Source organism: Arthrobacter dokdonellae (genome assembly GCF_003268655.1).
Lineage (GTDB): Bacteria > Actinomycetota > Actinomycetes > Actinomycetales > Micrococcaceae > Specibacter > Specibacter dokdonellae.
This window is the reverse complement of sequence record NZ_CP029642.1, coordinates 2,016,094-2,027,174: the sequence shown is the minus strand read 5'-3', so window position 1 is coordinate 2,027,174 and position 11,081 is coordinate 2,016,094. Positions and strand designations below refer to the sequence as shown.

Sequence of the window (11,081 nt, the reverse complement as noted above, 5' to 3'; positions counted from 1 at the left end):
TGTGTCGCAATTCACGTCCGGGGACCGTAACATTCCCAACCGACCCACCCGATGGGCCCACGCGATGGGCCCACGCGCCCGAGGGCCCCGGAGCGAGGAACGAGCTCTGGGAGGGCGTCTGGGCCCACGCGCCCGAGGGCCCCGGAGCGAGGAACGAGCTCTGGGAGGGCGTCTGGGCCCACGCGCCCGAGGGCCCCGGAGCGAGGAACGAGCTCTGGGAGGGCGTGGGGACTAAAACACTTCGGCCAGTTCCTCGATGGACGGGCAGGAGCAGACCAGGTGGCGGTCGCCGTAGGCCTGGTCGATCCTGCTCACGGGCGGCCAGTACTTGGCACGGGGATCCACGCCGGCAGGGAAGACGGCCTCTTCCCGGCTGTACGGATGATCCCAGTCCCGGGTGAGGCTCTGTGCCGTGTGCGGGGCGTTGGCCAGCGGGTTGTCCCCGGCGGGCCAGAGCCCGTCCTGCACGGCCGCGATTTCCTTGCGGATGGCGGTCATCGCGCCAATGAACCGGTCCAGCTCGGCCAGGTCCTCGGATTCGGTGGGCTCCACCATCAGGGTGCCTGCCACCGGGAAGGACATCGTGGGGGCGTGGAAGCCGTAGTCGATCAGGCGCTTGGCGACGTCGTCCACGCTGACTCCGGAGTCCGCGGTGATGCCGCGCAGGTCCAGGATGCACTCGTGCGCGACGAGGTCGTGTGCGCCCGTGTACAGCACCGGGTAGTGATCGCTGAGGCGTCGGGCAATGTAGTTCGCCGACAGGATGGCGGTCTGGGTGGCCAGGCGCAGCCCGTCCGGACCCATCATGCGGATGTAGGCCCAGGAGATCGGCAGGATCGACGCCGAGCCGTAGGGTGCGCTGGAGACCAGCCCCACCGAGGAGTCCAGGCCCAGCTCGCGGGCGGGCAGGTGCTTGGCCAGGTGCGCGCCCACACCCACCGGACCCACGCCCGGCCCGCCGCCGCCGTGCGGGATGCAGAAGGTCTTGTGCAGGTTCAGGTGGGAGACGTCGGCGCCAAACGTGCCGGGCCGGGCCAGCCCCACCAGGGCGTTCAGGTTGGCGCCGTCAACGTAGACCTGGCCGCCGGCGTCATGCACCATGGCGCAGATGGCACTGATGGACGTCTCAAACACGCCGTGCGTGGACGGGTAGGTGACCATGATGGCGGCCAGGCGGTGTTCATGGACGGTGATCTGGCGCTTGAGGTCGTCGACGTCGATGTTGCCGAAGCCGTCCGTGGCCACCGGGACCACCTTGAGCCCGGCCATGACGGCGGAGGCGGCGTTGGTGCCGTGGGCGGAGGTGGGGATCAGGACCACGTCGCGATCCGGGTTGCCGTTTTCCACATGGTAGGCGCGGATGGCCATGAGCCCGGCAAACTCGCCCTGCGAGCCGGCGTTCGGCTGGACGGAGACGGCGTCGTAGCCGGTGATCTCCGCGAGCCACTCCTCCAGCTGCGTTGCCATCTCCACAATGCCCACCGTGTCCGACGCCGGCGCGAAGGGGTGGAGGTTGGCGAATTCCGGCCACGTGATGGCGGCCATCTCGGCGGTGGCGTTCAGCTTCATGGTGCACGAGCCCAGCGGGATCATGCCCCGGTCCAGCGCGTAGTCGGCGTCAGAGAGGCGGCGCAGGTAGCGCAGCATCTGCGTTTCCGAGTTGTGCGCGTGGAACACGGCGTTGGTCATGTAGTCCGTGGTGCGGGCCGGGACGGGCAGCGCGACGCCGGACGCGTCCGCCGGCAGCACCGTTCCGTTGGCGTTGGCTGCGCCCGGGGACACCCGTGCCGCGAGCAGCCCGGCCAAGGCCGCCGCGTCGGCTTCCGTGGTGGTCTCGTCGACGGCGATTTGCAGGTGGTCGTGGTCCACCTGGCGCAGCAGGTAGCCGGCCGAGTGGGCGGCGGCAACCAGTTCGGCGGCGGAGTGGCCGCTGCCGGCCGCCACCCGGACCTTGACGGTGTCGAAGAAGTTGCCGTGCACCACGGTGTGTCCCGCGGCCGTTGCCGCGTCGGCCACGGCCAGGGCCAGCGCGTGGACGCGGGTGGCGATTTTCCGCAGGCCCTCGGGACCGTGGTAGACGGCGTACATGCCGGCCATGACGGCCAGCAGCACCTGGGCGGTGCAGATGTTGGAGGTCGCCTTCTCGCGGCGGATGTGCTGCTCGCGGGTCTGCAGGGCCAGGCGGTAGGCCTGGTTGCCGGCTGCGTCCTTCGACACACCCACCAGGCGTCCGGGCAGCGAACGCTCCAGGCCCTGGCGCACGGCCATGTAGCCGGCGTGCGGGCCGCCGAAGCCCATGGGCACCCCGAAGCGCTGGGAGGTGCCCACGGCCAGGTCGGCGCCCAGTTCCCCGGGCGATTCCAGCACCGTCAGGGCCAGGAGGTCCGCTGCCACGGCAACCACAGCCTTGCGCTCCTTCGCGGCGGCGATGATCGGTGCGATGTCGCGGATGAGCCCTGAGTCTCCCGGGTATTGCAGGAGGAGGCCGAAGAACTCGACGTCCGGCAGGGCGCCGTCGTCCTCAAAGTTATGCACCAGCACGGGAAGGCCCATGGCCCTGGCCCTGGTGTTGATGACGGCCAAGGTCTGCGGGAAGACGTCGGCGTCCACCAGCATGACGGCGTCGGGCTTGGCGGCGCGGTTGCTGCGGCGCATCAGGGCCACGGCCTCGGCGGCGGCGGTGCCCTCATCCAGCATGGAGGCGTTCGCGGTGGTCATGCCGGTCAGGTCGGCCACCACCGTCTGGAAGTTCAGCAGCGCCTCGAGGCGGCCCTGGGAAATTTCCGGCTGGTACGGCGTGTAGGCGGTGTACCAGGCGGGGCTTTCCAGGACGTTGCGCTGGATGACGCCGGGCGTGTGCGTGCCGTAGTAGCCCTGGCCGATGAAGGACTTGTTGACGGTGTTCTTCGCGGCGAGGGCCTTCAATTCCGCCAGCATGGCCTCCTCGGAGACCGCCGCCTGCAGGCCCAGCGGCTCGGTGGTGTAGATGGATTCGGGCAACGCCGCCGTGGAAAGCTCCTCCAAAGAGCCAAATCCTAGGGTGGTCAACATATGATGAACGTGGGGCTGTGCACCAACCCCGATGTGCCGGTCACTGAAAAGGGCCGACACCAGGCTGTTTGGGTGCTGGCTGCCGGTCATGTTGTCTGGGGTGTTTGTCAATGGGTTCTCCAAGTCGCGAACGTTCCACAGCCATTCTATGGCTCGCCCAACATGCCCCCGGCACCCGCAGGCAGCCCCTGGTTTTTGAACGCGACGCAAAGGTAATGGTTCATCCGTGCAAGTAGTGAGCATCAGCAGCCTCAAGGGCGGCGTCGGCAAGACGTCTGTCACGCTCGGCCTGGCTTCGGCAGCACTGGCCGCAGGCCTTCCCACCCTGGTGATTGACCTTGATCCCCATGCAGACGCCACCACCGGGCTGGGGGTCCACCCGGCCGGGCAGCAGGACATTGGGCGCATGATCAAGGGCGCGCGAAAGGCGGACCTTGCCGCCAATGTGGTCCCGTCCGGTTGGCTGGCCGCCCACAAGCACGACGGCGCGCCGCTGCCCGTGCTCGACGTCGCCATGGGCTCGGCCTTCAGCGGCATTTACGACCGCCCCGACCTGGGACGGCGCGACCTGCGCCGCCTGTCGACCATCCTGTCCAACGCCGACCGGGACGGCAAGGCGCCCTACCAGCTGGTCCTCATTGACTGTCCGCCGTCGCTGAACGGGCTCACCCGCATGGCGTGGACCGCCAGCAGCCGCGTGCTGCTGGTGGCCGAGCCCGGGTTGTTTTCGGTGGCCGGCACGCAGCGGACGCTGCGCGCCATCGAATTGTTCCGCAGCGAGTTCGCCCCTGCCCTGGTGCCGGCGGGCATCGTGGCGAACCGCGTGCGCAGCGGCTCCAACGAGCACAGCTACCGCCTGGGCGAGATGAAGACCATGTTTGGCGAGCTGCTGCTCTCCCCCACCATTCCGGAACAGGCGAACTGGCAGCAGATTCAGGGGGCCGCGCATCCCATCCACCAGTGGCCCGGCGATTCGGCCAAGAACTCCTCCGCCCTGTTCGACAAGCTGCTGGACTCCGTGCTGACCCAAAACGCCACGCGAAGCCGCCTGTACCGCGGCTGACCCTCCCGCCGCAACTGGCCCGCAGTAGATGTCGAAAAATCGCGAATCCTGCCGCTTTTTCGACGTCTACTGCGGGTTACTTTGCGTTGCCCGCCAGCCACGACCGTACAGCGCGTCGCGGATCTTCCGGACGGCCTGCCTGGCGTCATCCTGCATGTGCGCTTTGCCGATACGGACCTCAATCCAGCCAGCATCTCCGTAGTCTTCCTGGCGCCGAATGTCGCGGACCTGCTGTTCGATGTCACCATGGGTGCCGCCGTCGTATTCCACGGCTACGCGGTACTCCGGGAACGAAGCATCCGGGGTGCGGGACCTGCCGTGGGCAAGCTGCACACGGACGTTGATTTGCGGCTCCGGCAATCCGGCCCTGCCGAGTGCGAGCCGCAGACGGGTTTCGGGGGCCGAATCGGACCCGACGCGGGCCAGCGCCAGCGCCGCACGCGCCTTTTGAATGCCCGGCGTGCCCTTGTGCCGCTCCAACATGGCCGCCAGCTCGACGATGGTGGCGTAGGGTTCACTCCGTCCCTCAAACTCCGGGCGCGGAATCCGGATCAGGTGGTCCGCGACGACGACGAGCTCATCGACACTCATCCTGCGGGCACAATCCAACCAAGTTCGCGCACGCGTGGTGATCCACAGCCCATCGAGGCAGACGACTTCATTGTCGCGAAATTTTGTGGTGTGCCCGCAGACACCTTTGCGCCGCGGTTCATCATGCGGCGCCTGCCGTGAAATGTGCAGCAGGGAGGAATCCGCCACAGGAAGGAAACCCGGCAGCATCCAGATGGCAAAGGCCGTGGCATGGGAGGCCGCCGAATGCCCGGTTGCCTGTGTGTAGGGACGCGTCAGCAAGCCCAACGGAAGGTCGCTGCCGCCAAGGCTCTTGATGCCTCGGCTCAGGCTGACGATTTCACGGTGCCTCAGCCGGCCGGGCCCAACCCCGAGTTCTTGGGCAAATCGTGTGGTGAAAGGCCCCAGATGCAACTCCGGGGGAAACTCCTGCGGATGGAACATGTCCACATCATGGCAAGTCCTGCTCCGGGCCGTTTAAGTTATCCACAGTCTCGCGTGACGCGCACAAGTAACCCGCAAAAGATGTCGAAAATACGTCGAAAATCGACGTTTTACGACATCTATTGCGGGCTAGCTGGCAGAAGGTTAGGAGATCTTGCGCTCGGCGCGGCGGCGGCTGAGCTCGTCGTCGGGGAACGACTGGACTGGGGCGTGCTCGCTGGGCAGTGCGGCAAGGCTGCCTTCAACCTCGCGCCAGACGCGGCCCACGGCAATGCCAAAAACGCCCTGGCCGCCCTGGACAAGGTCGATGACTTCGTCGGCGGAAGTGCACTCGTAAACGGAGGCGCCGTCGCTCATGAGCGTGATCTGGGCCAGATCCTCCACGCCACGCTCGCGCAGGTGGTCCACGGCCGATCGAATCTGCTGCAGTGACACGCCGGTGTCCAGGAGGCGCTTGACCACCTTCAGGACCAGGATGTCTCGGAAGCCGTAGAGGCGCTGCGAGCCGGACCCGGCGGCCCCGCGGACGGCTGGCTCCACCAGTCCCGTGCGGGCCCAGTAGTCCAACTGCCGGTAGGTGATCCCGGCGGCCTTGCACGCAATGGGGCCGCGGTAGCCGGCGTCTTCATCCAGCACCGGCAGATCCTCGGTGAAAAGCAGTCCCTGGGCGCCAGCCGTCAAGGCGGCGCCGGGGACGGCAACGGCGTTGAGTTCGCCGGCATCACTCTTCGGACTCACGTGGATCCTCCTGTTCGCGGTCCCCCGAACGGATATTGCCGCACCGAGGGCTGGGCGCAACACGAATGGCTCGGACGCGGGGTCCTAACCACCAGTGTGACTGCACCGGCCACAGCTTGCAATGGGGAACTGATTACTTCGACGTTAGAGCGGCGCGGCACCAAGGTCAAAGACGCCACGACAACTATTTTGCCGTGTCGAAACTTTCAGCCTCAGGTTTAACGTTAGACACCCCGGAAATCCATCCCCCACATGCTTGCGGGCAGGTTCTCACGCGACGCTACTTGTCGAAATCCTCGGGCTCAACGTCGTTGAGGAACTCGCGGAATTGGCGCACTTCGCGTTCCTTGGCCTCGGCGTCGTCGTCCACGGTTTCGGAGGAGTCACGCTCATCGTGCTCGGCAATGAGCACCCCGGCCTCCTCGACCAGCGCCTCGGACGCCCAGATGGCGCAGCCGGCGCGCTGTGCAACGGCAATGGCGTCGGAAGCCCGGGAGCCGACCGTGGTGCCGTCGTCGAACAGCAGCTCCGCATGGAACACGCCGTCCTCAACCTTGGTCAGGTTCGCGCGCACCACTCGGCGGCCCAGGGCCAGCACCACGGCGCACAGGAGGTCGTGGGTGAGGGGGCGCGGCGGCACCACGCCCTGCTCGGCCAAGGCGATGGCCGTGGCCTCCGACGCACCGATCCAGATGGGGATGTGGCGCTCCCCCAGGCGCTCCTTGAGCAGGACCAGTGGCTGGTTGGACGGCATCTCGATGCGGACGCCCACAATTTCCACTTCGATCATGGCGTTTCCATGGAGGAAATCTTTGACTGCACCAAGGCGCTGTGCAGGCTCAGGCACAGTTCGGCAATTTCCCGGGCGGCCTCCGCAGCGCGGGCGGCGGAGGTGCTGTCTCGCCGTGAGGAGAGGGGTGCCACGGCCCTTTCGACCAGACCGAACTCGCGGTCGGCGGCCGCCTGAAAGGGCCTCAGGTGGCGAGGCTCCAGGCCGTGCGCGGCCAGGTCGGTGCAAGCCTTGGCCACGCGCAATGCATGGTCGTCAAAGCAGCCGCCACGCATTTCCACCAAACCGAAGCTGACCATGGCCTCCAGCAGCTCGGCGCTGGCCCCGCATTCGGCGCGCAGCTGCTCTGTGTTCAGCCGGCGCGGGCGGCCCTTCAACTCCACGGCGAGGTCGTCGGAGACCATCCTCGGGGCGATGGAGACGCCCGGGGGAAGGTTGGACGGCGCCTCCCCCTGGTCTATGGCATCCAAGTATTCCCGGATGACCTTCAGGGGCAGGTAGTGGTCGCGTTGGAGCGCCAACACAAAGCGCAAACGCTCCACGTCGGACTCGCGGAACTGGCGGTAGCCCGCCGGTGTCCGCTGAGGGGTGATGAGTCCTTTTTCCTCGTAGAACCTGATCTTCGACGCCGTCACGGACGGATAGTCGCCCGTGAGCTGGGCCAGGACCTCGCCGATGTTGAAAACGGCCACAGGGCCGGGCCGGCGGCTGCTGGACTGGACGTCCACCAGCCGCCTGCCGGCGCTCTGGTTCACACTTGCCACCGGGTTCTCAGGAATTCGCGGAGGCGTCTGCGGTGCTGAAGTAGTACGTCAACCGGAACTTGCCGATCTGCACTTCGTTGCCGGTGCGCAGCAGCACCGAGTCCACACGATCGCCGTTCACATACGTGCCGTTCAGGCTGCCGGAGTCGGTGAGTTCAAACCCGCCGGGCACCTTGAAGAACTGCACATGCCTGCGCGAGACCGTGACATCGTCAAGAAAGATGTCTGCGTCAGGGTGCCTCCCCACGGTGGTCACGGCGCTGTCCAGCAGAAAGCGCGCCCCGGCGTTGGGACCGGCGTGGGCAATCAGCAGCGCGGAACCTGCCGGCAGCGACTGCACAGCGTTTTGCTCGTCTCGCGCGAGGGCCGGCGTCTGGACGGGGCCGCTTCTGACGGGAGGGAGCTGAATGGACGTGGTGTCCGAAGCACCCGGCTGATCCTGGGAATCCGCCTGACCATTCACTCCGGCGCCGTTACCCGTGTCAACCATTGGTACTCCTCCTTAGCTTCGTAAACAAAAAATCTGCCTGCAATGTTGATGGGCCGCGCGGCTGGCCACCTCTGGGGACAGCCGGGCCGGGCCCGCGCATGTTCCTTGACGTCTAGCCTACCTTTTCCTGGTACTCGGCGGCGCTGAGCAGCGATCCGTGGGTGGAGGCATCCGCCAAAGTGATTTCCACGAGCCATCCGGCGCCGTAGGGATCCGAATTGATCAGGGACGGGTCGGCGTCGAGCGCTTCATTCCGCGCCCTGACGGTACCGGTGAGCGGCGCATAGATGTCGCTGACGCTCTTGGTGGACTCCACCTCGCCCACCACGGTGTCGGCGGTAACGTCCGTTCCGGCGTCGGGCATCTGGACGTAGACCACATCGCCCAGCGCGTCCTGGGCGAAGTCGGTAATGCCAACCCGGACCACGCCGTCGGCGTCGGGCACGCCGATCCATTCGTGCTCGGCGGTGTAGGACAGGTCTGCGGGAATGTTACTCATGGGCGCACCTTTCATGGTTCATCGCCGCGGCGATGAATGTGAAGTTGTTAGCTTGGGCCAAAGCCGGCCACGGGTATTGCTCCGCGTGGCCACATCCAGTCTTTAGTGTGGAAGGCTTCTTGACAAGTCGAAGGTTGATTCGATCCCTTTCTGGAACCGCGCGGGTGCGTGCCCTGACACGGAGCACGGAGGGGTGACATGATTCCTTGTATGAGCGAATCGACTGCACCACGTCCGGAGGAGTCACCCCCTCCAGTGGACGGCGCCGGACCTGCAATGCAGAGGAAAAGGCTGCCTGTGTGGCTGCTGCGCACCATTGTTGCCGTGGTGGCAATCGTGGTGCTGGTTCTGGCCTACTACATTGCCTCAGTGACGGTGCCGCTGGCCTGGGCCACCTCCGTCCGGGACCAAACCGGCGGCAAGCTGGGCAACGCCGTCCCGCTGGGCATGTTCTACGGCTTCGTGTTTTCCTTCGTGCCGGTGACGGTTGCCTGGCAGGCGCGCCGCAGAAAGCTAAACAAGTGGGTGCGCGTCGTCGTGCTGGTCGTGGCCGTGCTGCTGACCCTGCCGAACCTGCTCACGCTCGCCGTGCTGTACGGGACCACGGCTTCAGCGGTGGATGCCCGCTCCATCTGGACCACAGGGGGCGCCAACTGGTTTGGCACCTGGAGCCAGATCTTCATGGTGGCCGGCGTCGTGTGCGCGGTGGCCGTGATCTTCCTGGGCCGGGCCTGGATTCGGCGCGGCCGGAAGATCCGTCAGATCAAGGCCGCGGAAAGGCTGGTTCGGGACAACGAACGGGCCAAGGCCAGGGACGCCGACCGCGCCCGACGCGCGGCCGAGAAGGAGGCCCGGGCGGATGTCCGGGCCGCGGGCAGGAGGACCAAGGGCGCCGCGCGTCCTGGCCGCGACACTCCTCCGGCAGGAGCCCCGCAAGCCCCGACGACGCCTGACGGAGCCGCCACGCCGCCGCCTGGCACCCCGGAGGCCTGAATGGAGCCGCAACCTGACCGGGGCTCGCGACCGGAACCGGCGCAGCAGCCGGATAATGCACCGACGGACCAGGCGCAGCCGACGCCCCGGCAGGCATGCGTGCTCGCCGGCGTTTTCCCCGGCCAGCCCCGTGCCGTGGTGTACGAGGCCGCCACGCTGGCCGCGGCACTGGGCCACGAACTGGTCTGCGCGTACGTCAACCCCGGCCGCTACGTGGTTTCCGAAGCGTCCGACGGCTCCGTGGCCAGCGCGTCTGTCGACCCGGATTTCGACGACACCGCCGAAGCGGTGTTCCCGGCGGAACTCGCCGCTGACCTGAACCGGCAGCTGGCGCCCCAAGGCCATCCCTGGCGGCCGCTGCTGCTGGCAGGCGAGGTGGCAGAGGCGCTGTCCCATTGCGCCGACACGCTGGACGCGGCGCTGATTGTGGTGGGCACACACGGCGATGTCCATGCCACCATGCGAGAACTCTTCAACCATTCCGTGGCCACCCGCCTGGCGCGCCGCCAGCACCGTCCCGTCCTGGTGGTCCCGACCCACCACGGCCAGCACGGCAGCGATTCAGCGTGGGCCGGCCGCCCGTGACAGGCACCGCACCACGACCATTCCTGCGTCCGCAGTCCCTGGGGTTCGTGGCCCTGGGCGGGACGTTTGGCGCGGCCGCCCGCGAGGGCCTGGTCCTGGGCATGCCCGACGCCGGCCCGGTCCCTTGGCCAGTGTTCCTCGTGAACCTCGCCGGCGCCTTCGTGCTGGGATTCCTCTATGAGGAGTTGGCCCGGCCGCGTTGGGCGGGCACGCGCGGCGCTAAGCTGCGGCTCCTGCTGGGCACCGGCTTTTGCGGCGGCTTCACCACCTACAGCACTCTTGCCACGGGAACCGCGGCCCTGGCCGGATGGACATCCGGTGCGGTCTCGCCTGGGTTGGGATGGGCTGCCGCCTATGCGCTGGGAACGGTTGTTTTCGGAGCCTTGGCAACCTGGTGCGGAATTCTGGCCGGTTCTAGGCGGTTCCAGCCGGCCGCGGCAACAACTCCCACCGTGATCGGCAGTACCGGCCGGGACGGCACCAGCACGAGCAGCCCCGGCAGCGCGGACGGCGGCGGCACAGGGTGAACGCATGGGTTTTTGCGGCGCTGGCCGTGGCGGGGGGCGTGGGTGCAGTGGCCCGCTTTGTGGTCGACGGACTCATTCGCAGCCGGTTCAGGACAGTTTTTCCGTGGGCCACGTTCGCCATCAACGTCACGGGCTCGCTGGCGCTGGGCGCCCTGACCGCATTAACGGCCGGGTCACTGCTGCCCGCCAGCGCCAGCTTCATCGCCGGGGCGGGGTTTCTGGGCGGCTACACCACATTCAGCACTGCCAGTTATGAGACCGTGCGGTTGTTGGGCGAACATCGCTATGCGGCGTCGCTGGCCAATGCCTTGGGCACGCTGCTGGTGTGCCTCGGCGCAGCGGCCCTGGGCTACTGGGCCGCTTCCGCGTGGACCGGGTGAGGCGGGCCCTTCTAAACTCTAAACGGGGTGGGGCGGCCCCGCCCTGGCCGGGCGCCTCGCGGGTCAAATCCCCAGGCAGCGGCGTAGAGAGGTGCAGGCAGCGCGCGGGCGTTAAAGTTAGACGGTCCGCACAGAGACGGCGAATCGCTGTACGGACCTAGCCGCGACTGACTTTGAGAAAAGCGTC

Annotated in this window: 12 protein-coding genes; 5 read left to right on the top strand and 7 right to left on the bottom strand. The window is 67.2% G+C overall.

Annotated elements, in window-relative coordinates:
• Positions 1 to 231: 231 nt before the first annotated feature.
• On the bottom strand, positions 232 to 3,051 hold the full coding sequence (gcvP, locus tag DMB86_RS09030; protein ID WP_418202312.1) for an aminomethyl-transferring glycine dehydrogenase: 2,820 nt from the start codon (positions 3,049 to 3,051) through the stop codon (positions 232 to 234).
• 226 nt (positions 3,052 to 3,277) lie between these two features.
• Here gcvP and DMB86_RS09025 point away from each other — a divergent pair, with 226 nt between their 5' ends.
• A complete protein-coding gene (locus DMB86_RS09025) occupies positions 3,278 to 4,114 on the top strand; it encodes a ParA family protein (RefSeq protein ID WP_113717475.1) in 837 nt (278 codons plus the stop codon).
• Positions 4,115 to 4,180: 66 nt separating this feature from the next.
• Here DMB86_RS09025 and DMB86_RS09020 read toward each other — a convergent pair whose 3' ends face one another.
• The 6 genes from DMB86_RS09020 to gcvH all read right to left on the bottom strand — a co-directional run bounded on the left by DMB86_RS09020 (position 4,181) and on the right by gcvH (position 8,409).
• Complete coding sequence (locus DMB86_RS09020) at positions 4,181 to 5,128, bottom strand: endonuclease domain-containing protein (protein ID WP_113717474.1); 948 nt, start codon at positions 5,126 to 5,128, stop codon at positions 4,181 to 4,183.
• A gap of 144 nt (positions 5,129 to 5,272) precedes the next feature.
• Positions 5,273 to 5,866 carry a MerR family transcriptional regulator gene (locus DMB86_RS09015; RefSeq protein WP_113717473.1) on the bottom strand — a complete coding sequence of 198 codons (594 nt, stop codon included), beginning with the start codon at positions 5,864 to 5,866 and terminating at the stop codon, positions 5,273 to 5,275.
• Positions 5,867 to 6,146: 280 nt separating this feature from the next.
• The gene (locus tag DMB86_RS09010) at positions 6,147 to 6,656 is read right to left on the bottom strand and encodes a bifunctional nuclease family protein (RefSeq protein ID WP_113717472.1); all 510 of its coding nucleotides are present in this window, start codon (positions 6,654 to 6,656) and stop codon (positions 6,147 to 6,149) included.
• Entirely contained in the window at positions 6,653 to 7,411 is a 759-nt protein-coding gene (gene ftsR, locus DMB86_RS09005) for a transcriptional regulator FtsR (protein ID WP_418202311.1), read from the bottom strand. The genes DMB86_RS09010 and ftsR overlap by 4 nt, the downstream gene beginning before the upstream one ends.
• 16 nt (positions 7,412 to 7,427) lie before the next feature.
• On the bottom strand, positions 7,428 to 7,910 hold the full coding sequence (locus DMB86_RS09000; protein WP_113717470.1) for an FHA domain-containing protein: 483 nt from the start codon (positions 7,908 to 7,910) through the stop codon (positions 7,428 to 7,430).
• Between the two features lie 112 nt (positions 7,911 to 8,022).
• Positions 8,023 to 8,409 carry a glycine cleavage system protein GcvH gene (gcvH, locus tag DMB86_RS08995; RefSeq protein WP_113717469.1) on the bottom strand — a complete coding sequence of 129 codons (387 nt, stop codon included), beginning with the start codon at positions 8,407 to 8,409 and terminating at the stop codon, positions 8,023 to 8,025.
• Between the two features lie 276 nt (positions 8,410 to 8,685).
• Between gcvH and DMB86_RS08990 the strand changes: the two genes are divergently transcribed.
• From DMB86_RS08990 to crcB, 4 genes are read left to right on the top strand one after another with little or no spacing between them, the layout of a single operon-like run.
• A complete protein-coding gene (locus DMB86_RS08990; RefSeq protein WP_129545505.1) occupies positions 8,686 to 9,402 on the top strand; it encodes a hypothetical protein in 717 nt (238 codons plus the stop codon).
• Positions 9,403 to 9,987 carry a universal stress protein gene (locus DMB86_RS08985; RefSeq protein WP_113717467.1) on the top strand — a complete coding sequence of 195 codons (585 nt, stop codon included), beginning with the start codon at positions 9,403 to 9,405 and terminating at the stop codon, positions 9,985 to 9,987.
• On the top strand, positions 9,984 to 10,514 hold the full coding sequence (locus tag DMB86_RS08980; RefSeq protein WP_171814434.1) for a fluoride efflux transporter FluC: 531 nt from the start codon (positions 9,984 to 9,986) through the stop codon (positions 10,512 to 10,514). The genes DMB86_RS08985 and DMB86_RS08980 overlap by 4 nt, the downstream gene beginning before the upstream one ends.
• Positions 10,511 to 10,894: a fluoride efflux transporter CrcB gene (gene crcB / locus DMB86_RS08975; RefSeq protein WP_113717466.1), complete on the top strand. Its 384-nt coding sequence runs from the start codon at positions 10,511 to 10,513 to the stop codon at positions 10,892 to 10,894. The genes DMB86_RS08980 and crcB overlap by 4 nt, the downstream gene beginning before the upstream one ends.
• The last annotated feature ends 187 nt before the right edge of the window (positions 10,895 to 11,081 follow it).